This is a genomic window from Embleya sp. NPDC056575 (assembly GCF_042793325.1).
Lineage (GTDB): Bacteria > Actinomycetota > Actinomycetes > Streptomycetales > Streptomycetaceae > Embleya.
Genome location: NZ_JBHTVA010000073.1, coordinates 17,545 through 39,976, shown reverse-complemented (window position 1 = coordinate 39,976; position 22,432 = coordinate 17,545). Strand labels below are relative to the sequence as shown.

The following is a 22,432-nucleotide window of genomic DNA, read 5'->3' as shown; positions in this document are numbered from 1 at the left end:
CGATTACCTGGGGTCGGGGCGCATCAACGATATGTCACTCGCGTGGGCGAGCCGATTGATCCGGTCGGGCTCGAACCGGGGTGGACCCCACCGGATCGGGATGGACCGGGGCGGAGCGGCCTGAACCGGGGTGGATCCGCGTGGACCCGCCTCGGTCGAGCCGACCGCGGCCGGCTGGCACACCGGCCGAAATCCGCCCCCGGCGACGCCCCGCCCGGCAACCGGCTCGGGCGACCGGCTCAGGCGATGTCGACGATCGGCTCGCCGCTGATCACACCGTCGGCCTGCATCTGCTCGGCCAGCTTGAGCGCCTCGTCGATCAGCGTCTCGACGATCTTCGACTCGGGCACGGTCTTGATCACCTCGCCCTTGACGAAGATCTGCCCCTTGCCGTTGCCCGACGCCACGCCGAGGTCCGCCTCGCGGGCCTCGCCGGGGCCGTTGACGACGCAGCCCATGACGGCCACCCGCAGCGGCACCTTGAGCCCGTCCAGGCCCGCGGTGACCTCCTCCGCGAGCTTGTACACATCGACCTGGGCCCGGCCGCAGGACGGGCAGGAGACGATCTCCAGGCCGCGTTGGCGCAGTCCGAGCGACTCCAGGATCTGGTTGCCGACCTTGATCTCCTCGACCGGCGGGGCGGAGAGGGAGACCCGGATGGTGTCGCCGATGCCCTGCGACAGCAGCGCGCCGAACGCGACCGCGGACTTGATCGTGCCCTGGAAGGCGGGCCCGGCCTCGGTGACGCCCAGGTGCAGCGGGTATTCGCAGCGCTCGGCGAGCAGCCGGTAGGCCTCGATCATCACGACCGGGTCGTTGTGCTTGACCGAGATCTTGATGTCGCGGAAGTCGTGCTCCTCGAACAACGAGCACTCCCACAGCGCGGACTCCACCAGCGCCTCGGGGGTGGCCCTGCCGTGCTTGGCGAGCAGTCGCTTGTCCAGCGATCCGGCGTTGACGCCGATCCGGATCGGGGTGCCGGCCGCGGAGGCCGCCTTGGCGATCTCGGCGATCTTGTCGTCGAACTGCTTGATGTTGCCCGGGTTCACCCGCACCGCGGCACAACCGGCGTCGATCGCGGCGAAGACGTACTTCGGCTGGAAGTGGATGTCCGCGATCACCGGGATCTGCGACTTGCGCGCGATCGCGGGCAGCGCGTCGGCGTCGTCCTGCGAGGGGACCGCGACCCGGACGATCTGACAGCCGGACGCGGTCAGCTCGGCGATCTGCTGAAGCGTGGCGTTGACGTCGGAGGTCAAGGTGGTGGTCATGGACTGCACCGACACCGGGGCGTCTCCGCCGACGGCCACGTTGCCGACCATGATCTGCCGTGACTTGCGGCGCGGCGTGAGGGGCCGGGCAGGTACGGACGGCATTCCGAGCTGGATCGCGGTCATGTTCGCTTGAGTCCCGTGGGTTCGGCGGGTAGGTCGTCGTCAACGCTACGCCACCGTCCACCGGTACGGACGCGCCCGTACCCCTGTGCCGTCCCACCTGTTGCCTGATCGACACACGGTGGGCCGGCCCGGTCGGGATACGGGCGCGTTCTCGACGCGAGAGCCTAGGTGACCTTCACGGGGTTGATCAGGTCGGCGATCAACACCAGGACGGTGAAGGCGATGAAGATCGAGGCCACGACGTAGGCGACCGGCATCAGCCGGGCCACGTCGAACGGGCCCGGGTCCGGCCGCTTGCGCAGGCTCGCGATCCGGCGCCGGATCGACTCCCACCACGCACCGATCACATGGCCGCCGTCGAGCGGGAGCAGCGGCAGCATGTTGAACAGGAACAGGGACACGTTGAAGCCGGCGATGATGAAGATCATCAGGCCGACCCGCTGGGACGGGGGCACGTCCAGCGCGGCGACCTCGCCGCCGACCCGGGCCGCGCCGACCACGCCGACCGGGGAGTCCTGATCGCGCTTGTCGCCCTGGAAGGCCGCGCCCCACAGGGCGGGGACCTTCTGCGGGATGCGCAGCAGGCCGTGGAAGGCGTTCTTGACGATGTCACCGGTGAATTCGACGGACTCGGCGGCGCTCTGGCGCTGGATCCCGGTCGCGGGACTGATGCCCAGGAAGCCGGTGGTGACGTACTGATTGGGCACGGCCCGCCCGTCGCCGTCGATCTTGATCATCTTGTTCTGTTCGAGCACCGGCTTGAGGGTCAGCTTTTGGCCCTTGCGGTCGACCACGAGGGTGACCTCGCCGGACGACTTGCGGATCAGGCCCTGGAGCTTGTCGTAGTCGCCGATCTTCTGCCCGTTGAACGAGACGATGCGGTCGCCCGGCAGCAGACCAGCCGCCTTGCCCGGTGCCGCCTTGGCGCCCTCGGGGCACTTGTCGGTCTTCGCGTCGGCGCTGACCACACACTCGGAGACGGTGCTCACCGTCGAGGTGGTCTTGTTGATCCCGAAGCCCATCAGGTACACCGCGAGCAGAGCGATGGCCAGGACCAGGTTCATGAACGGGCCCGCGAGCATGATGATCGTGCGCTGCCACGGCTTGCGCTGGTAGAACATCCGGTCCTCGTCGCCGGGACCGACCTCCTCGTAGGACGCCTCCCGGGCGTCCTCGATCATGCTGCGCCACGGCGAGGTGCTGCGGGCCTGGACCTTGCCCGACGCGTCCGGCGGGAACATCCCGATCAGCCGGCAGTAGCCGCCGGCCGGGATCGCCTTGAGGCCGTATTCGGTCTCGCCGATCTTCTTCGACCACAACGTCTTGCCGAAGCCGACCATGTACTGCGGCACCCGGACACCGAACATCTTGCCCGTGACCAGGTGGCCCGCCTCGTGCCAGGCGATGGAGAACAGCAGGCCCACGACAAAGACGACGATGCCGAGGATCGTCATGAACAGGGTCAACGGGGTTCTCCTCCGTGGGCGATGATCTCGCGTGCCCGTCGGCGCGCCCAGTCCTCCGCGTCGAGGACGTCCTCCAGTGTCAACCGGTTGCCGTCCCCACGTACATCATGCTCGCTCACCACGGCGGCGACCGTGTCGGTGATGCCGTTGAACCCCAGGTGTCCCGCGACGAACGCGTCCACACACTCCTCGTTGGCCGCGTTGAACACCGCGGGCGCGGTGCCGCCGGCGCGGCCCGCGGCGCACGCCAGCTCGACCGCCGGGAAGGCCTCGTGGTCGAGCGGGAAGAACTCCCAGGTGGCCGCCTTGGTCCAGTCGCAGCCGGCCGCCGCGTCGGGCACCCGGTCGGGCCAGGACAGGCCGAGCGCGATCGGCAGCCGCATGTCGGGTGGGGACGCCTGGGCCAGCGTCGAGCCGTCGGTGAACTCCACCATCGAGTGCACGATCGACTGCGGGTGGACCACCACCTCGATCCGCTCGAAGGGGATGTCGTAGAGCAGGTGCGCCTCGATCACCTCCAGCCCCTTGTTGACCAGGGTCGCGGAGTTGATCGTGATCACCGGGCCCATGTCCCAGGTGGGGTGTGCCGCGGCCTGCGCGGGGGTGACGTCGACCAGGTCGGCGCGGGTGCGACCGCGGAACGGGCCGCCGCTGGCGGTGACCACGAGCCGCTTGACCTGATCGGCCCGGCCCCCGCGCAGCGCCTGGATCAGCGCGGAGTGCTCGGAGTCGACCGGGACGATCTGGCCGGGCTTGGCGATCGCCTTGACCAGCGGGCCGCCGACGATCAGCGACTCCTTGTTGGCCAGCGCGAGGGTGCGTCCCGCGGTCAGCGCGGCCAGGGTGGGGGCCAGGCCGATCGAGCCGGTGATGCCGTTGAGCACCACGTCGCACGGGTGTTCGGCGAGTTCGGTGGCGGCGGTGGGGCCGGCCAGGATGCGCGGCAGCTTGTACTGCCCCTTGGCGTAGCCGCGGCGCTGCGCCTCGGCGTAGAAGGCCAGTTGCAGGTCCTGCGCGGCGGACGCCTTGGCCACCGCGACCACCTCGACCCCGAGTTCGAGCGCCTGCCGGGCCAGTTCGTCGACCCGGCCGCCGCCGGCGGACAGGCCGACGATGCGGAACAGCTCGGGGTGGGCGCGCACCACGTCGATGGTCTGGGTACCGATCGATCCGGTGGAACCGAGCAGGACGACGTCCCGTCGGCCGGGCGGCTGGTCGGGGGCGGCGAAGGGCGCGTACGGATCGGCCAGGGAGTCCATCCCTCCATTGTGGCCCGCGCCGACGGGGCGCCGAGCACAGGTCGGCCGATTGCCCGCGGTGACCGCCCCGGACGGCGCGAGTCGGCGCGTGGGGCCTGCGGTACCCGCCCGCCGGCCCCCGCGCGTGGCTCAGCCGACGGGTCGGTGCACGTTCTCCGCGCGGGACGGTCCCGGCGTCGCGTCGGCGATCCAGGGGCCCTCGGTGGAGACGTCGAGCACACCCTGCTCCAGCCACAGGTAGCGGCCCGCCAGCACACCCTCGACGACTCGCACGTCCAGCGTGTCGGTGTTGGTCCACAACCGGCCGAACAACTCGTCCACCCGGATCTGCGCCTGCCGGCAGAACAGGTCGGCCAGCTCGTACGCGGCCCGGCCCTGCTCGGCGTCGCGACGGCGCAGCATGTCGGCCCGCACGCACACCGCGCTCATCGCGAACAGCTCGGCGCCGATGTCGACGATCCGGCCCAGGAAGCCCTGCTTGCGCTCCATCGCGCCCTGCCAGCGGGCCATGCCGTAGAAGGTCGAGCGGGCCAGCCGGCGCGAGGTGCGCTCGACGAAGCGCAGGTGCGCGGCCAGGCTCGGCAGCCCGGCGGGGGCGAACTCGCGGTAGGACGTGGGCACCTGCCCCTTGCCGGCGACCAGTTTGGGCAGCCACTTGGCGTAGAAGACGCCCGCGTCGGCGGCGGCTTTGCCCTTGGCCTTGAGGTCCGCGTCGGGGTCGATGATGTCGCCCGCCACGGCCAGGTGGGCGTCCACCGCCTCGCGGGCGATCAGCAGGTGCATGATCTCGGTGGAGCCCTCGAAGATCCGGTTGATCCGCATGTCGCGCAACATCTGCTCGGCCGGCACTCCGCGTTCGCCGCGGGCGCGCAGCGAGGCGGCGGTCTCGTAGCCGCGTCCGCCGCGGATCTGCACCAGTTCGTCGCTGACCAGCCAGCCCACCTCGGAGGAGTACAGCTTGGCCAGCGCCGCCTCGATCCGGATGTCGCGCCGGTCCTCGTCGGCCATTCGGGCGGTCAGCTCCAGGACCGCCTCCAGCGCGAAGGCGTTGGCCGCGATGTAGGCGATCTTGCCCGCGACCGCCTCGTGCGCGGCGATCGGGCGGCCCCACTGCTCGCGCTCGCCCGCCCATTCGCGCGCGACCTTCAGCGACCACTTGGCGGCGCCGGCGCACATCGCGGGCAGCGAGAGCCGGCCGGTGTTGAGCGTGGTCAGCGCGATCTTCAGGCCCGCGCCCTCGGCGCCGATCCGGTTCGCCGCGGGCACCCGGACCCGGTGGAAGCGGGTCACGCCGTTCTCGATGCCGCGCAGGCCCATGAAGGCGTTGCGGTTCTCCACGGTGATCCCGGGGCTGTCGGCGTCCACGACGAAGGCGGTGATCCCGCCGCGCCGGCCCTCGGCCTTGGGCACCCGGGCCATCACCACCAGGAGTTTGGCGACCACGCCGTTCGTGGTCCACAACTTCACCCCGTCGAGGATGTACGCGTCGCCGTCCTCGGTGGGCACCGCGGAGGTGGCCAGGCGGGCCGGGTCGGAGCCGACGTCGGGCTCGGTGAGCAGGAACGCGCTGACCTCGCGCACGCAGCGCGGCAGGAACTCGCGCTTTTGGTCGTCGGTGCCGAACAGCTTGACCGGCTGCGGCACCCCGATCGACTGGTGCGCGGACAGCAGCGCGCCGAGCGCGGCGTTGACCGAACCGACCAGGACCAGCGCCTTGTTGTAGTACAGCTGGCTCAGGCCGAGGCCGCCGTACTCGGTGTCGACCTTCATCCCGAGGGCGCCGATCTCGGCGAGGCCCTTGATCACGTCGTCGGGAATTCGCGCGTCGCGCTCGATCACGGTCGCGTCCACCCGGGTGGTCAGGAACTCGCGCAGCACCGCGAGGAAGTCCTCCCCCCGACGGATCTCCTCCGCGTCCGCCTCGGGATGCGGGTGGACCAGGTCGAGCCGAAATCGGCCGAGGAACAACTCCTTGGCGAAACTGGGCTTGTCCCAGTCCTGCTGTCGCGCTTCCTCGGCGACCTCGCGCGCTTCGCGTTCGCTGACAGGGGGCATGGCGGACTCCTCGCGGACTCGCAGCGGAACCGACGTTGTTACCGACCGGTGTTACCTGCCCGTGCACGTCCACTGAATGCCGGGTAACGGGGTTTTGTCCAGAGCTATGCCACCGCCGACGTCAAGACATGCGCGCGTTGATCCGAGGCGTGCGCCGCGTCGATCCCGGACATCCGCCGCGTTGATCCCGGGCATACGAAAGGGCCCGGCGGCACCACCCCAGGTGGCCGGGCCCTTCGTCGGTGGGGCCTACAGGTCGAGGCCGGTGAGGACCATCACGCGCTCGTACGTGAAGTCGGTCATCGCGTAGGTGACGCCCTCGCGGCCGACGCCGGAGTTCTTGGCGCCGCCGTACGGCATCTGGTCGGCGCGGTAGGACGGGGCGTCGCCGATGATCACGCCGCCCACCTCCAGTTCGCGCTGGGCCCGGAACGCGGTCTGGATGTCGTGCGTGAACACGCCGGCCTGGAGGCCGAACTCGGAGTCGTTGACCGCGGCGAAGGCGGCGTCGGTGCCGTCCACCCGGGTCAGCGTGAGCACCGGGCCGAAGACCTCCTCGCAGGCGATGGTGACGCCCGCCGGGACCTCGCTGAGCACGGTCGGCGCGTAGTTCGCGCCGTCGCGGGTGCCGCCGGTGAGCACCTTGGCGCCGGCCCGCACGGCCTCGTCCACCCACGCCTGCACCCGCTCGGCGGCGGCGACGCTGACCAGCGGGCCGACGTCGACCGCGTCGTCCTCGGGGTCGCCGGTGACCTGCGCGGCGACCTTGGCCACGACCTTCTCGACCAGGCGGTCGTACACGCTCGTGTCGGCGATCACCCGCTGCACCGAGATGCAGGACTGGCCGCCCTGGTAGTTGGAGAACGTCGCGATCCGCTGCGCGGCCCACTCCAGGTCGGCCTCGGAGGACCAGTCGGCAAGCACGACGGCGGCGGCGTTGCCGCCCAGCTCCAGGGTCACGTGCTTGCGCGGGACCGCGTCCATGATGCTCCAGCCCACCGGGCCCGAGCCGGTGAACGAGATGACCGGCAGCCGCTCGTCCGCGACCAGGGCCGGCATCCGGTCGTTGGGCACCGGCAGCACGCTCCAGGTGCCCGCCGGCAGGTCCGTCTCGGCCAGGATCTCGCCCAGGACCAGCGCGGACAGCGGGGTGGCCGGCGCCGGCTTGAGGATGATCGGCGCGCCGACCGCGATCGCGGGGGCGACCTTGTGCGCGACCAGGTTGAGCGGGAAGTTGAACGGCGCGATGCCGAGCACGACACCCTTGGGGATCCGCCGGACCAGCGCGTAGCGGCCGGTGCCGCCCGCGTCGGTGTCGAGGCGCATGCCCTCGCCGTTGAACCGGCGGGCCTCCTCGGCGGCCCAGCGGAACACCGACACCGCGCGGCCGACCTCGCCACGCGCCCACTTGATCGGCTTGCCGTTCTCGGCGGTGATCAGCCGGGCGATCTCCTCGGTGCGCTCACCCAGGCGCCGGGCGACGTGGTCCAGGGCCGCGGCGCGGCGGTACGCGGGCAGCGCGGCGAACTCGTGCGCGCTCGCGTGGGCGGCGGCGACGGCCTCCTCGATCTGCGCTTCGGTGGGTTCGGAAACCCGTCCGACCAGCCGGCCGTCGTACGAGTTGGTGACGTCGAAGGTCGACTCGCCGGTGGCCTGGCGGCCCGCCAGCCAGAACGCGTGGGTGGTGGTCACTGCTGCTCCTTCTCCGTCAACGGGCGCCGATGATCCCGGTGTCGTCCACGGTACGTCGATCGCACGTGCGGGTTTTTGTCCATGCCGGCCAATCCCGACCCGCCGGTGCTACGACTTGTCCTCGGTGGTGCCGGTCGTGTCGCGCAGCGCGAACCACAGTTCCGCGCGGGTGTCCGGATCGTCCAGCGTGCGGCCGAGGATCTCCTCGACCCGGCGGATGCGATAGCGCAGCGTGTGGCGGTGTACACCCAGATCGCCCGCCGCCGCGTCCCACTGCCCGTGCCGGGCCAGCCACGCGCGCAGCGAGACGATCAGGTCGCCCCGGCCGCCCGCGTCGTGCGCGCGCAGTGGCGCGAGCACCTGATCGGCCCACGCGTGCACCGCGTCGCCGTCCAGGAGTGGCAGCAGGCCGCCCACGTCCCGGCCGTGCACGGTCAGCGCCTTCTCCGAGCGCAGGCCCACCGCGTGCGCGCCCAGCGCCTGCCGATAGCCGTCGCCCGCCCGGTCCGGCTCGACCGGGCCGGACACGCCCGCGACCAGCCCCGGCAGGTCGACCGGCTCGACCGGGTCCACCGACTCCGGCAGCACCAGCACCGTCGCGCCGGCCAGTTCGCCGGTCAGCGCCGGGGTGCCCGCCCGGACCGCCCGCGCGCACAGCCGCTCCGCGAACGCGGCCACCACCGCGTCCGGTCCGGTGGCCACCACCATCCGCCACGGCCCCGGCGGCAGATCGGCCGCGATGTCGTGGGCCAGTTCGGCGGGCGTCGCCCGCTCCCCCGTGAGCAGCAGCCGCAGCAGCGCGGTCCGCATCCGGGCCCCGGCGTCGGCGCCCGCCCGGGACTGCTCCAGGGCCAGGGTGAGCAGCGACGCGGCGGTGCCCAGGGTCTGCCGGTCGGCGGTACGCGCGGGCCGGTCGGTGCCCACCGCCAGGAAGCCGCTGATCCGTCGCTCGGCGCCCAGCGACTGCACCACCACGCGTCCGCCGTCCTCGTCCTCCTGGAGCGATGCCGAGGACGGGGCCGGCATCCGGCGCAGCTTGTCGATGTCGGCGCGCAGCGCCTCGGTACGCGGGCGGGCGGCCGCAGGCGCCACCTGGCGCAGCGTCCCGTCCGCGTCGTAGAGCGCGGCCCAGCCGTCGAGCCGGCCCGCGAGTCGGCGGATCAGCGTCGCGGCGCCCTCGCGCCCGGCGGCGGCCCGGGTCAGCTCCTGCTGCACCGCGAATCCCGTGGTGACCGTCTCGTACTGCTCGGCCGCGAGCGCCGAGGAGACGACCTTGCTGATCGCGATGAACGGGGTCGGCCGGGGCACCTCGAACACCGGGAAGCCGTGGCTCTCGGCGGTCTCGACGATCACCGCGGGCACCCGGTCCAGGGTCAGGCCCACGCCGATGCCCAGGCCCGCCACCTCGGCGGCGGCCAGCCGCTCGACGTAGGCGCGCCGCTCGGCGTTGTTGCGGCCGAGCTTCATCCCGGTGGTGAGCAGCAGTTCGCCGCCCTCCAGGTAGGGCGTGGGGTCGGCCAGTTCGCTGGTGTGCACCCACCGCACCTCGCGCTCCAGGCCGCCCTTGCCCGCGAGCACGCGCAGGTCGAGGGCGGGCGCGCGGACCAGGGAGGCGAGGGTGGGCGGCATGTCGGTTTGTCCAAACTGGAGTGGGAGAGGTCTCCAGTGTGACTCAGCGGCCGAGATCGATCAGCACGGGAGGCGTGCGCTCGCCTTTTCGGGTGGTCAGGCTGAGCACGGCGTGCCCGGTGGGCAGGTCGCTGGTGAGTTCGGCCGGCGACCAGCGATAACGCTCGACGGTGCGGGTGGTCACCCGCTCGGAGCGTCCGCTCGCCTTCTCGCCGAACAGCGCGCCCAGTACCGAGTAGCGCAGCCGTTTGACCAGGCCACCCTCCGGCGAGCCCATGGTGATCGAGCGCTCCTGCTCCTTGGTCATGCCCCAGTGTTCGGCGAACAGTTCGGCGTCGGCGCGGGAGGCGCCCGGGACGATCGCCTTGCAGCCGGCCGCGGCGAACACGCCGTGCCGCAGCGCCGGGGCCAGGTCGTCGAGCGAGCGCACCGACAGGACCAGGCCGGCCCGGCGGTTGCGGGCCCACTGCAGGCCCTTGGCCGCGTACTCGTCGATCAGCCGACCCGCGTCGTCGGCGACCAAGCACGCGAACACCCGGCGCGGCCCGCGTTCGCGCCGCGGGGTGGCCATCGCCTGGACGAACTGGGCCAGCACGAGCCGGCCGATCAGCCGGGCCGCCTCGGGGTGCGCCGCCTCGTTCAGCGCGATCCGCACCCGCAGCGGCCGGTCGATCTCGCCCGCGCCGAACCGCTCGCGGTCGGCGTGGAACAGCTCGGCGACGCCGGGTCGTTCCAGTACCGCGAGCCGCTGCACCAGCATCCGCGCGTCGTCGTCGCCGCGCGCCATCGCCCGCAGCGCCCGCTCGTGTTCGGGGTAGCGGCCCGCCGCGCGCAGCGCCTGCTCCAGCGCGGCCAGCGCCGCCTCGGTGCCGTCGAGCAGGTCGAGCAGCGTGCCCACGTCGGGATAGCGGTCGTGCCCGGCCACATACGCGCCCAGCACCTGGCGCAGCGCGTTGCTCGCGCCCTCGCCCAGGCCCAGCGCGCTCGGCGGCAGCGCGGCGGCGGCGAGCCGATCGGCCGCGTCCTCGGGGGTGCCGGCGCCGCCGTACAGGTCCAGGCCCCACGGCGAGTCGCGGTCGCCGACGATCACTTCGCGGTCGTAGCCGCCGGGGCGCTCGAACTCGTCGCCCTTGGCGTCGATCACCAGCAGCGAGGCGGTGCCGGTGAGCGCGCGCAGGCTCATCGCCTCCACGACCGGTTCGAGCAGCCGCCCCGGCTCGCCGGCCCGGGACGCGCCGACCACCAGCATCGAGGCGCCGAGCACGTCCGGGTCCAGGGCGAAGTCGGCGGCGCGGTACAGCGCCGGATTGCGCGCGTGGTCGGTGCCCGCCCCGATCCGTACCTGCCCGGTCAGCAGGTCGTGCTCGGCCCGCCGCGGCCGCACGTCGCGCTGCCCGGAGCCGTGCCGACAGGCCGCGGCGCCGTGATCGACGATCTCCTCGGCCACGTCGGCCAGATACTCGGGGTCCTGGCCGCCCGCCTCGATCACCCGGCGCAGCCGCAGGTAGTCCACGTCCCGCAAGCGCCCCGCCGCCACCTCGTCGTCGAGCACGTCGGCGGCCTCGTGCTGCCCCGCGTCGCGCAACTCGGGCCACAGGTCGGTGTCGGCGGGCGTCTCCTCGTCCTCGGGCGTCGCGTGCTCGCGCGGGGTGCGGGTGTACGGCTCGACCACCACGCGCCACCGACCGAGCACCGCGGCGGCGTAGACGAAGCCGCCGTTGTAGACGAGACGCACCAGCCACTGCACGTCGTGCAGCGCCCCGCGCGGGAAGATCAGCAGGAGCAGCGCGACGAACGGCCGCATCAGCACGATCCAGGCGACGAAACCGAGCACCAGGAACAGCGCGGCCCGGCGCCACTGTTCGGGGCGCGGACGCCCGTTCAGCTCGGCGCGCCGGTCCAGTCGTTGCCACCACGGGCGCAGGAACGGCCACGCGATCTCGTACCAGCGGCCGAGGTAGCAAAAGAGCGCGAACACCAGGACGTAGAGCAGGTTGTTGAACAGCAGCGGCCACAGGAACTCGGGCAGGATCTTCCGGACCAGCCAGACGTAGGCGAGGATCACCCAGTTCAGGCTCGCGATCGCGATCACCAGCCACAGCACGGCCCTGCGCACCAGTGCGGCCTCGGGCCGGGTGCGGGCGTCGCGCTCGGCCGCGCGCAGCCGGATCTCCCGCTCGTCGCGCCCGAACCCGTAGATGCCGGGCGCCTCGCGGTGTCGCGGCCCGCGCAGCCAGCCGCGCAGGTCGAAGCCGTCGGGGTCGAGGCCGCGTCCGGGCGAGGCCGGCGCCGGCACCCGGGCCCGGCCGGCCGGCGGGCGAGGGCCCGGCGGCTCGTCGGCGCGGGTGCGATCGCTTCGCCCGCGATCATCTCCGCCGCGATCACCGCGGCTGCGATCACCGCGGCTGCGATCACCGCGAAGGGCCTCGGCCTCGACGGCCCGCGACGCAGGGGAATCCGACCGTTCCACGTTCACGCCTCGCCCTTCCGGAACCACACCTTCGGCCGGGACTCAATCTAGGCGCGGAACCCGCGCTCGTGACGATCATTCCGAGGCGAGTCCGCAATCCGTTCCGCAATCCGTTCGGAGTTGTTCTGCCCGATCGGCATTTGTCCATCCCGGACACAAGCAACCGGGCGACTCACCGATGCGGCGCATGCGGCGAACGCCACCCGGCGCCTAGCCTGCGGAGAGGACCACGGTGCCACCGCGCCGACCCACCTCGACCCCACAGGAGACCAGCATGGGCGCTTCGCAGCCCGGCGGGCCCTCGCTCCCGCAGGAGCGCCGGCTCGTCACCGCCATCCCCGGCCCGAAGTCGACCGAGCTGATGAACCGCCGCAACGCGGCGGTCCCGCGCGGCGTCAGCACCACCCTGCCGGTCTTCGTGACCCAGGCGGGTGGCGGCGTGGTCGTCGACGTGGACGGCAACTCGCTGATCGACTTCGGCTCCGGCATCGCGGTGACCAGCGTCGGCAACTCGGCCGAGGGCGTGGTGCGTCGCGCCTCCGAGCAGTTGCAGCGCTTCACCCACACGTGCTTCATGGTGACCCCGTACGAGTCGTACGTGGCCGTCGCCGAGCAGCTGAACGAGCTGACCCCCGGCGACCACGACAAGCGCACCGCGCTGTTCAACTCGGGCGCCGAGGCGGTGGAGAACGCGATCAAGATCGCGCGTGCGCACACCAAGCGCCCCGCCGTCGTGGTGTTCGACCACGGCTACCACGGTCGCACCAACCTGACCATGGCGCTGACCGCGAAGAACATGCCGTACAAGGAGTCGTTCGGCCCGTTCGCGCCCGAGGTGTACCGGGTCCCGGTCGCCTACCCCTACCGTTGGCTCACCGGCGCGGAGAACTGCGCCGAGGAGGCCGCCGCGCAGGCGATCGACGCGATCACCAAGCAGATCGGCGCGCACAACGTCGCCGCCGTGGTAATCGAGCCGATCCTGGGCGAGGGCGGCTTCATCGAGCCGGCCAAGGGCTTCCTGCCCAAGATCGTGGAGTTCTGCCGGGACAACGGCATCGTCTTCGTCGCGGACGAGATCCAGACCGGGTTCTGCCGCACCGGCCAGTGGTTCGCGTGCGAGGACGAGGGCATCGTGCCCGACCTGATCACCACCGCCAAGGGCATCGCGGGCGGCCTGCCGCTGGCCGCGGTGACGGGGCGCGCCGAGATCATGGATTCCGCCCACGCGGGTGGTCTGGGCGGCACGTACGGCGGCAACCCGGTCGCGTGCGCCGCGGCGCTCGGCGCGATCGAGACCATGCGCGCGCTCGACCTGAACGGCGCGGCCCGCCGGATCGGCGAGATCATGCTGGGCCGACTGGGCGCGATGAGCGAGAAGTTCGCCGAGATCGGCGACGTCCGCGGGCGCGGCGCGATGATCGCGATCGAGCTGGTCAAGCCCGGCTCGAAGGAGCCGAACCCGGAGCTGGCCGGCGCGCTCGCCAAGGCGTGCCACGCGCAGGGCCTGGTGGTGCTGACCGCCGGCACCTACGGCAACGTGCTGCGCTTCCTGCCGCCGCTGGTGATCCCGGAGGACCTGCTCGTCGAGGGTCTGGACCTGCTGGAGCAGGCCTTCGCCGCCACGGTCTGAGTCGGGCGAGACCACGAACGGTCCGAACACCGCGAACCCCCGGTCACCGGAATGCTCCGGCGGCCGGGGGTTCGGCGTCGTGTCGGGAAATCGGGTCGAAGGATCGGACCCGCGCTCGGCGGGCGATCACATCCGGGTGCTCCGGATCCGAATGACCAAAAATTCGGGGATTCGGGGACCGGGATCGAACGATCGGGTTCGGGCGATCAGATCCGTGGTCGGCGCGGCGCCGGAGCGATCCGCTCGACCATGGTCAGGCCCGGAACGGCGTCCCACCCGCACAGGGCGAGCACGCGCACCATCTGTCGGCTCGCGCCGACCAGAACCATGTGCCCACCACGCCGCGCCAACGCGCCGGCCTGGTCGACGAACACGCGCAGACCCGCGACGTCGATGAACACGAGCTTGCTCACGTCCACCCGGACGTCGCCGCCGTCGCGCGCGGCGGCGCCGAGGACGCGGCGCACCACGTCCACGTTCGCCAGGTCGATCTCGCCTTCGAGCCGGAGGCCGCGCGGTCGGGTGGTGCGCACGACGCGAAGCTGGCGGTCGCTGGTCAGGACCACACCCATCGCGCCCGCGCCGCGACCCGGCCGGGGTTCCACCGAGGAATCGAACACGGCACCGCCCGCCTTGACGCCCTTGGAAACCACCGGAGCCTCGATCCGGCGGACGCGCCCGCTCCCCGCAGGGGCCGGGATGCACGGCACGCGGTATGTCGAGTAATCGGACTCTTCAACCACCTGGCCAACCCTACCTTTGCGTGCTGACAGCAGAGGGGCGATCGACGACATTGCGTCAATGCCACGTCACTCGAGCCACCGTCTATTTGTCCTATTTACGGATGTTCTCCGTGTGCTTGGACCCTCCGGGGTGTCCGGAGTCACGCCACACACGCTGTGACCCCGCTCACAACCTTCGATGCTCCAACGTACAGCGTGTATGTCCCACCTTCCAGACCGTGGAGAACGTGTGCAGGGTTTGTGAGGAGGCCGCGCGTCGGGAACTCGACAACCCCTTCTCCGCGTATCTTCGAGTGAGATGCACAGACCTTCCTCCGACACCGGCCCTGAGCAAGCCGGTGGCCGCCCCGGGACAACGCCCCCCGTTCCGGGGCGGTGGTCTGTTCACTCACAGTACACGCGCCGCCTCGCAGCGCCGCTGCTTCTCGCCGTCGTGCTCCTGGTGCTCACCGTGCAGGTGATGGCCGAAAGCGGACCCTCGATCACGCTGGACCGGATCGTCCGCGACGGCACGCGAAACCTCGCCGACGCCACGGGCGCGGCCTGGCTCGACGGACCCATGCACACCCTCGCCGACCTCGGCGGACCGCTCCCCGCCGGCTTCACGCTCGCCGCGGCGGCGCTGTTCGCCGCGTGGCGGCTGCGCCGGGCGTACCCGATCACGATCGCGGCGGGCGCGGTGCTCGTGGTGACGGTCGCGGTGATCGCCGGCAAGGACCTGATCGGCCGGACCGGGCCGAGCCAGTCGCCGCTGCCCGCCGACCAGTGGGGCTTCTTCCCGTCGGGCCACACCGCCACCTCGACGATCTGCTACGGCACGGCCGCGCTGCTGCTCGGGCGTGTCGGCTCCGCGCGCGCGGCCCGGTGGTGGCGTCACGGCGCGGTGGTGTCGTGCGCGGCGATCGGCCTCTCCCTGTTGTGGTGCGACTACCACTGGTTGGCGGATGTGCTGGCCGCGTGGGCCCTGTGCGGGATCGTGTTGTGGGCGGCGGCGCACCTGACGGCCCGGATGGCGACCCGTCCGACGCACGGCCCGGCGGACCGGACGAGGACCGGATCCGGCGACCGTCTCGCCAGGTGAACGGTCAAAGAACTTTTCCCGCAGGGCGATCTGCGGATTACGCACCATCACCTGCCAGCTTGGAGCGTTATTCGACGAAATCCGGGGGCAGAACCTACGGAATCAGTTGGTATCGGAACCTTGACGCGTGATCAAACGGGCGTTTGTATTACGCCGCACCGTTCGGAACGTGCGAACGGCTCACATCCGTCCCGGAGGCGATAAACCGCACCCCGCTCTGTCCCGCAGAGGTAGCGCTCATGGCTGTAGAAACCACCCCACCGCCGTCCGGGACCCTGACTCCAGTCACGCTCGAAGACGTCGGTGGCGCACCCGCCCCGCTCAAACGATCCATCGGTGTCGTCGGCGGCACACTGCTCACCCTGTCCTGTCTGACCCCCGCGTCGTCCCTGTTCGTGATCGTGCCGGGCATGTTCGCGGATCTGGGGTCCGGCACCTCGCTGGCCCTGGTCGTGGCCGCCGTGCTGTGTATCGGGGTGGCGTTCTGCTACTCCGAGCTGGGCACGCTCATCCCCAGCGCCGGCGGCGAGTACGCCATGGTCGGCACCCTGATGGGGCGCTTCATGGGCTGGCTGGTCTTCATCATCGCCACCATCGTGGTGATGATCGTGCCGCCGATCATCGCGCTCGGCACCGCCGACTACCTGACCTCCATCGCCACGGTCGACACCATGTGGGCCGGCGCCGCGGTGATGATCCTGGCGACGATCATGGGCCTGCTCGACCTGCGCGCCAACGCGTGGGTGACCGGTGTCTTCCTGGCCCTGGAGGTGGTCGCCGCGGCGATCGTGGCCTTCCTCGGGTTCGGCAACGTGCACCAGTCCGCCTCGACGCTGGTCAAGCCCGAGGTGGTCGCGGACGCCGCGGCCGGCACCACCGACCCGTTGAAGATGGGCCTGCTGATCGCGGGCATGGCCGGCGCGCTGTTCGCGTTGCAGGGCTTCTCCACCGCGGTCTACCTGGCCGAGGAGATGGAGAACCCGCGGCGCACCGTCTCGCGCACGGTGTTGTGGACCCTGGGTCTGGGCGGCGTGATCCTGATCGTGCCGACCATCGCCATCTCGCTGGGCGCGCCGTCCCAGGCGGCACTGGCCGAGGGCGACATCCTCGGCCTGGTCGAGGGCTGGTCCAACCACGGCATGGCGACCTTCATCGGGCTGTGCATCGCACTGGCGATCATCAACGCCGGCGTGGTCATGGTGATCCAGAACTCGCGTGTGGTCTACGCCTCGGCGCGGGACAGGGCCTGGCCCGAGCCGATCAACCGGGCCTTCGGCAAGGTGAACCGGTTCGGTTCGCCGTGGGTGTCCACGCTGGTGGTCGGCGTGCCGGGCGCGCTGCTGTGCTTCGTCAACCTCGACATCCTCGGCGAGGTCACCGGCGTCGCGGTCGCCGCGCTCTACCTGACCGTGGCGCTGGCCGTACTGGTCGCCCGCCGGGGCGTGCACAAGAGCGGCCAGGCGTGGCGCATGCCGCTGTGGCCGGTGATCCCCGTGCTGCTGATCGCGGCGATGATCTACGTGCTTACCGAACAGCCGACGCGCGCGCTGGAGATCACCGGCGCAATCATCGTGGTGGCCGCGCTGTACTGGGTGCTCTACCTGCGCCCGCGCCAGGAGACCCGCTGGAACATCAAGCTGATGGCCGACGACTCCTGAATCCCTCCCCGGTAGCCGTAACCACCCGCCCGAGGGCGGTGCCTCCTCCTGTGGGCACCGCCCTCGGGCGTGTTCCGGGCCGGTACGGCTCCGCCCTCGATCAGTCGGCCAGCAGCGCCGCGCGCAGCCGCTCCAGCCGGTCCGCGTCCAGACCCAGGCCACGTTCCAGGTAGGTGTCGAAGCTCCCCCAGTGGGTGTCCATCACCTCCAGCGCGCCGCGCAGGTACTCCTCACGCACCTCCAGGAACGGCCGGAACAGCTCCAGCAGGCCCGGGCGCATCGCGAGCCGGTCGCTGTTGGGCGTGTAGCGGTGCGCCGGGTCGTTGCTGATCAGGTAGTTCGCCACCACGTCGTCGACGCCGACGCCGAGCAGGCGCTGGACCAGGGCCGCCGCGATGCCCGCGCGGTCCTTGCCGGCCGAGCAGTGCACCACCACCGGCAGGCCGTCGGCCTCGATCAGCGCGTGCACCAGCGCCGCGTGTTTGTCGACCCGGCTCACCACCTGGTCGCGGTAGTCCGCGGCGATCGACTTCTCCGCCCGCCCGTCGCCCAGCCGCTCGCGCAGCACGTCGAGGTCCGCCGAGCGCATGTCGCGCCAGAACTCCGCGCCCCGGGCCGGGTCGGACATCGACAGGTTGAGCCATCGCGCGCCCTCGGGCAGCACGTCCGCGCCGTCCAGCTCGATGTCGGCCGGGCTGCGCAGGTCGACCACGAGCCGGATGCCCAGTCGGGCCAGGCTCGCCCGGTCGGCGTCGGTGGGCGTGGCCAGGTGGCCGCTGCGGAAGTAGCGACCGGTCCGGACGTGTCGGCCGTCGGCGGTGGGCAGACCGCCGATGTCGCGGAAGTTGCGGACGCCTTCGAGAGCGACTCCGGCGTGCGCCTGATGTTGTGTCACGTGTCTCCTCGTGCTGGTCGGGCCGGGATGGGAACAACCGCGATATCCGGGGCCGGGGTCGATCGGTCGGGGTCGATCGGGCCGCCGCGCGGGCCGTGCGTCGGTTCAGGCGCCCCGTACCGGCCGGGGTTCGCCGAACCGCTCCTCGAACTGCTCGTCGCTCAGCGCGCGCATCTCCTCGACCGTGACCACGCCCAGCATCAGCTCGGTGAGGAAGCGCGGCGCGGGCCTGGCCCGCATCGTGTCGGTGATCGGCCCGGGCACGGTGTGCGCGGCGGATTCCACCCGGCCGTCCGGATGCAGGGTGAAGGTCCGGTAGCCGGGGCCGTCGAAGCGCCGGCCCTCGTAGTCGATGCTGTACGTGGTCGAGGGCGCCACGAACACCGGTACACCCGCGAACTCGCCCTCCAGGGAGCCGTGCAGGTGTCCGCCGGAGATCGCCCGGATCCTCGGGAAGTCGCGCAGCAGCGCGCCGAGTCGGCCGGAGGGGTCCAGGTTCGGACAGATCTCCGCGAGCGGCGGCTGGTGCAGGAACAGCAGCGCGTGCTCGGCGTCCGAGCCGGCCAGGATCTCCCGGATCCGGGCCGCCTCCGGCGCGCTCAGCTCCGGCCCGTCGGCACGTGTCATACGGTCGTCGAGGTCGCGGTACACCCCGTCCCCGACGTGTTCGCGGCCGAGCGCGTTGGTGTCCACCATCAGCAGCAGCCAGGACCCGATCCGTACCGCGGGTTCCAGGTGCACGCCGGTGCGGGGCAGGCCGGCGGTGTAGGCGTCGTGGCTGTCGTGGTTGCCCGGGAGGCAGTACACCGGCACCGACAGCCCCTGGAGCACGTCCCCGAGCCGCCGGTAGGCGCCCGGCTCGCCGGTGTCGGCCAGGTCGCCGGAGGCGACCAGTACGTCCGCCGCGGCGAGCGCGTCGGCGGCGCCCTCCAAGGTGGCCGCCAATCCGGCGTCCGGGTCGTGCTGTACGAATCCGTGGGTGCCCGGGGCGTCCCGGTAGTGCACGTCGGAGATCTGGATCAACCGGACGGCGGTGTCGCCGGCCGGACTGTCTTGGATGGGCATGCGCCGTTCCCCTGTCACGTCCGTAACGGCCGTCGACTGATCATCTGACGACCCGTCACGCATGCTGCCAGGGAAGGCGTGTGGAGGAAATGGCGAAGCCCGCCGGACCACATCGTCGGGGTCCGGCGGGCTCGCCGTGAGGTCTCGCCGAGGCGAGGAGGTGATCAGTCGTTGGTGGGGAAGCCCAGGTTGATCCCGCCGTGGCTCGGGTCGAGCCAGCGCTGGGTGACGACCTTGCCCCGGGTGAAGAACTGCACGCCGTCGGCGCCGTACGCGTGCAGGTCGCCGAACAGCGAGTTCTTCCAGCCACCGAACGAGTAGTAGGCGACCGGGACCGGGATCGGCACGTTGATCCCGATCATGCCGACCTCGACCTCGTTCTGGAACTTGCGGGCCGCGCCACCGTCGTTGGTGAAGATCGCGGTGCCGTTGCCGTACGGGTTGGCGTTGATCAGGGCCAGGCCCTGGTCGTACGAGTCGACCCGGAGCACGGAGAGCACGGGGCCGAAGATCTCGTCGGTGTAGATCGACATCTCGGGAGTGACGTTGTCGAACAGGGTCGGGCCGACCCAGTAGCCGTCGGCCGTGTCGTCCCCGTTGATCGGGTGGGTGCGGCCGTCGACCACGAGCGTCGCGCCCTGGTCCACGCCGGCCTGTACGTAGGACAGCACCTTGTCGGCGTGCTGCCGGGTGACCAGCGGGCCCATCTCGGACGCGGCGTCGTTGCCCGCGCCGACCTGGAGCTTGGTCATGCGCTCCCTGATCTTGCCGATCAGCTCGTCGGCGATCGGCTCGACCGCGACCAGGGCGGAGATCGCCATGCAGCGCTCGCCGGCCGCGCCGAAGCCGGCGTTGACCGCGGCGTCGGCGACCAGGTCGAGGTCGGCGTCCGGGAGCACCAGCATGTGGTTCTTGGCGCCGCCCAGGGCCTGCACACGCTTGCCGTAGCGGGTGCCGTTCTCGTAGACGTACTTGGCGATCGGGGTCGAGCCGACGAAGGAGACCGACTTGATGTCGGGGTGCTCCAGGATGCGGTCCACCGCGACCTTGTCGCCGTGCACGACGTTGAACACGCCCTCGGGCAGGCCGGCCTGCTTCCACAGCTCGGCGAGGAAGTTCGCGGTCGAGGGGTCCTTCTCGCTCGGCTTGAGGATCACCGTGTTGCCGGTGGCGATCGCGATCGGGAAGAACCACATCGGGACCATCGCCGGGAAGTTGAACGGCGAGATGATCGCGACCGGGCCGAGCGGCTGGCGGATCGAGTAGACGTCGATGCCGGTCGACGCCTGCTCGGAGTGGCCGCCCTTCTGCAGGTGCGGGATGCCGCAGGCGAGTTCCACGACCTCCTGGCCGCGGGCGATCTCGCCGAGCGCGTCCGAGTGCACCTTGCCGTGCTCGGCCACGATGATCGCGGCCAGCTCGTCCTTCTTGGCGTTGAGCAGCTCGCGGAAGTTGAAGAGCACCTGGGAGCGCTTGGCCAGCGAGGCGTTGCGCCACGTCGCGAAGGCCCGGACGGCGACGGAGACGGCCTCGTCGACCTCGGCCACGGACGCGAAGTCGACCGTGCCGGTGACCTTGCCGGTGGCGGGGTTGTGGATGTCGCCACGACGCTCGGACGTCCCCGTCCACTCCGCGTTGGCAATCCAGTGGGTTACGTGGTTCGTCACGGGTCCGACCTTCCGAGGGGATGTGGTTTCGCCAGTCTGCGTGGTCCGGTGCGGGCGGCTCAACCTTCAGGTTGTCGGCGGTTGCGGCTTTTGGCTTACAGACCGTCTCGGTCGGGTTTTTTTGGTGCCCACCCGCACCGCCGGTTGCGTTTCGGGCCAAGGCTGCGGATCTACCGCGAAGGGGTGGACGGATCGGGCCCTCGGCCCTGGTCCGTCCACCCCTTCGGGGACTACTGCTCAGCTATCGAAGCCCATGCCCAGTTTGTCGAGGGTCTTGAGCCACAGGTTGCGCTTGCCGGCGTTCTTGTCGGCTCGGTCCATCGACCACTTGGTCATCGTGACGCCGGCCCACTTGATCGGTTCCGGGGGGAACGGGAGGGGCTTGGTGCGCACCATCTCCAATTGGGTGCGCTCGGTCGGGCGGCCGTCGAGCTTGTCGAGCATGACCTCGGCGCCGAACCGGGTGGCGCCCACGCCGAGGCCCGTGTAGCCCATCGCGTAGGCCACCTTGCCCTTGTACGCCGTGCCGAAGAACGCCGAGAACCGGCTGCACGTGTCGATCGCGCCACCCCACGTGTGGGTGAAGCGCAGACCTTCGAGCTGCGGGAACGTCTCGAAGAAGTGCCCCGCGAGCTTCGCGAAGGTCTCCGGACGCTGGTCCAGCTCCGGGGACAGCCGCGAGCCGTAGTGGTAGACGGCGTCGTAACCGCCCCACAGGATCCGGTTGTCCGCGCTCAGCCGGTAGTAGTGGAACTGGTTGTTCGTGTCGCCGATGCCCTGGCGGTTGTTCCAGCCGATCGCCGCCAACCGACCGGCGCTCAGCGGCTCGGTCATCATCGCGTAGTCGTACACCGGGACCACGAACGGCCGCAGCCGCTTGACCAGCGACGGGAAGACGTTGGTACCCAGCGCCACATGGCCCGCGAAGACCCGCCCATAGGGCGTCTTCAGCATCATCCCCGAGCCGTGCTCGGCCAGTCCGGTCACCTTGGTGCGCTCGAAGACGCGTACGCCGAGCGACTCGCACGCGGCCTTCAGGCCCCAGGCCAGCCGGGCCGGGTCGACGATCGCACAGCCCGTCTTGTCCCAGACGCCCGCGAGGTAGGTGGGCGAGTCCACCTCGGCCCGCACCTCGTCGCGGTCCAGGAAGGTCAGTTCGGTGCCGTACTTCGCCGCGAGGTCGATCTCCTCGCGCAGTTCCTCCACCTGGTGCGGCTGGGTGGCCACGTTGAGTTCACCGGTGCGGCGGAAGTCGCACTCGATGCCGTAGCGCTCGATCGCCGCCTCGATCTCGTCGAGGTTCTCCTCGCCGAGCCGTTCCAGTCGGGCGAGTTCGCCCTCCCAGCGGTCGAGACCGTTGTAGAAGCCGTGGGTCAGGCTCGCGGCGCAGAACCCGCCGTTGCGGCCCGAGGCCGCCCAGCCGATCTCGTGCGCCTCGATCAGGACCACGTCCCGCGAGGGGTTGCGCTCCTTGGCGATCAGCGCGGTCCACAGGCCCGAGTACCCGCCGCCGACCACCGCGAGATCGCAGTGGTCGTCGCCGATCAGGGCCGCGTGCGGCGCGGGGCGGTCCGGCTGGTCCAGCCAGAAGGGAACCGGCGCGGCGTCCGCGAGCGAGCGGACGGCCTCGACGGAGGGGGCAGGATCCGACGTGTTCCGGGGACCCATGGGGTTTCACCACTTTCGCGATGCCCGCCGGAGTCCCTGGTCGGACCCCGGCGGTTT

15 protein-coding genes are annotated in these 22,432 nt (G+C 71.2%); 3 read left to right on the top strand and 12 right to left on the bottom strand.

Annotated features, from left to right (window positions below; translation table 11 throughout):
* Positions 1 to 239 precede the first annotated feature (239 nt).
* The 7 genes from ispG to ACFRCG_RS39130 all read right to left on the bottom strand — a co-directional run bounded on the left by ispG (position 240) and on the right by ACFRCG_RS39130 (position 11,794).
* Positions 240 to 1,397 (bottom strand): flavodoxin-dependent (E)-4-hydroxy-3-methylbut-2-enyl-diphosphate synthase, encoded by a 1,158-nt coding sequence (gene ispG, locus ACFRCG_RS39160; RefSeq protein ID WP_380003075.1) that lies wholly within the window; start codon positions 1,395 to 1,397, stop codon positions 240 to 242.
* A gap of 164 nt (positions 1,398 to 1,561) precedes the next feature.
* On the bottom strand, positions 1,562 to 2,863 hold the full coding sequence (locus ACFRCG_RS39155) for a M50 family metallopeptidase (RefSeq protein ID WP_380040517.1): 1,302 nt from the start codon (positions 2,861 to 2,863) through the stop codon (positions 1,562 to 1,564).
* Positions 2,860 to 4,122, bottom strand: a complete 1,263-nt coding sequence (gene dxr / locus ACFRCG_RS39150) for a 1-deoxy-D-xylulose-5-phosphate reductoisomerase (protein WP_380040515.1) — start codon at positions 4,120 to 4,122, stop codon at positions 2,860 to 2,862. Before dxr ends, ACFRCG_RS39155 begins: the two co-directional genes overlap by 4 nt.
* Before the next feature lie 129 nt (positions 4,123 to 4,251).
* A complete protein-coding gene (locus tag ACFRCG_RS39145) occupies positions 4,252 to 6,177 on the bottom strand; it encodes an acyl-CoA dehydrogenase family protein (RefSeq protein ID WP_380040513.1) in 1,926 nt (641 codons plus the stop codon).
* Positions 6,178 to 6,426: 249 nt separating this feature from the next.
* Positions 6,427 to 7,869, bottom strand: a complete 1,443-nt coding sequence (locus ACFRCG_RS39140; RefSeq protein ID WP_380040511.1) for an aldehyde dehydrogenase family protein — start codon at positions 7,867 to 7,869, stop codon at positions 6,427 to 6,429.
* A gap of 108 nt (positions 7,870 to 7,977) precedes the next feature.
* Positions 7,978 to 9,498, bottom strand: a complete 1,521-nt coding sequence (locus tag ACFRCG_RS39135) for a PucR family transcriptional regulator (RefSeq protein ID WP_380040509.1) — start codon at positions 9,496 to 9,498, stop codon at positions 7,978 to 7,980.
* 43 nt (positions 9,499 to 9,541) lie between these two features.
* Positions 9,542 to 11,794, bottom strand: a complete 2,253-nt coding sequence (locus ACFRCG_RS39130) for a hypothetical protein (protein ID WP_380040507.1) — start codon at positions 11,792 to 11,794, stop codon at positions 9,542 to 9,544.
* A gap of 448 nt (positions 11,795 to 12,242) precedes the next feature.
* Here ACFRCG_RS39130 and gabT point away from each other — a divergent pair, with 448 nt between their 5' ends.
* A complete protein-coding gene (gabT, locus tag ACFRCG_RS39125) occupies positions 12,243 to 13,598 on the top strand; it encodes a 4-aminobutyrate--2-oxoglutarate transaminase (RefSeq protein WP_380040505.1) in 1,356 nt (451 codons plus the stop codon).
* Positions 13,599 to 13,804: 206 nt separating this feature from the next.
* On the opposite strand, the gene ACFRCG_RS39120 is transcribed toward gabT, so the two are convergent.
* Positions 13,805 to 14,251, bottom strand: a complete 447-nt coding sequence (locus ACFRCG_RS39120; RefSeq protein ID WP_380040503.1) for an STAS domain-containing protein — start codon at positions 14,249 to 14,251, stop codon at positions 13,805 to 13,807.
* 523 nt (positions 14,252 to 14,774) lie between these two features.
* On the opposite strand from ACFRCG_RS39120, the gene ACFRCG_RS39115 reads away from it, so the two are divergent.
* Complete coding sequence (locus ACFRCG_RS39115) at positions 14,775 to 15,422, top strand: phosphatase PAP2 family protein (protein ID WP_380040501.1); 648 nt, start codon at positions 14,775 to 14,777, stop codon at positions 15,420 to 15,422.
* Between the two features lie 239 nt (positions 15,423 to 15,661).
* The gene (locus ACFRCG_RS39110; RefSeq protein ID WP_380040499.1) at positions 15,662 to 17,080 is read left to right on the top strand and encodes an APC family permease; all 1,419 of its coding nucleotides are present in this window, start codon (positions 15,662 to 15,664) and stop codon (positions 17,078 to 17,080) included.
* 100 nt (positions 17,081 to 17,180) lie between these two features.
* On the opposite strand, the gene ACFRCG_RS39105 is transcribed toward ACFRCG_RS39110, so the two are convergent.
* From ACFRCG_RS39105 to ACFRCG_RS39090, 4 genes are all read right to left on the bottom strand, one after another.
* Positions 17,181 to 17,975, bottom strand: coding sequence for a tyrosine-protein phosphatase (locus tag ACFRCG_RS39105; RefSeq protein WP_380040497.1), 795 nt, complete (start codon positions 17,973 to 17,975; stop codon positions 17,181 to 17,183).
* Positions 17,976 to 18,080: 105 nt separating this feature from the next.
* Positions 18,081 to 19,040 (bottom strand): metallophosphoesterase, encoded by a 960-nt coding sequence (locus ACFRCG_RS39100; RefSeq protein WP_380040495.1) that lies wholly within the window; start codon positions 19,038 to 19,040, stop codon positions 18,081 to 18,083.
* 164 nt (positions 19,041 to 19,204) lie between these two features.
* Complete coding sequence (locus ACFRCG_RS39095) at positions 19,205 to 20,707, bottom strand: CoA-acylating methylmalonate-semialdehyde dehydrogenase (RefSeq protein ID WP_380003062.1); 1,503 nt, start codon at positions 20,705 to 20,707, stop codon at positions 19,205 to 19,207.
* A gap of 237 nt (positions 20,708 to 20,944) precedes the next feature.
* Positions 20,945 to 22,375 (bottom strand): NAD(P)/FAD-dependent oxidoreductase, encoded by a 1,431-nt coding sequence (locus ACFRCG_RS39090; RefSeq protein WP_380040493.1) that lies wholly within the window; start codon positions 22,373 to 22,375, stop codon positions 20,945 to 20,947.
* Between the last annotated feature and the right edge of the window lie 57 nt (positions 22,376 to 22,432).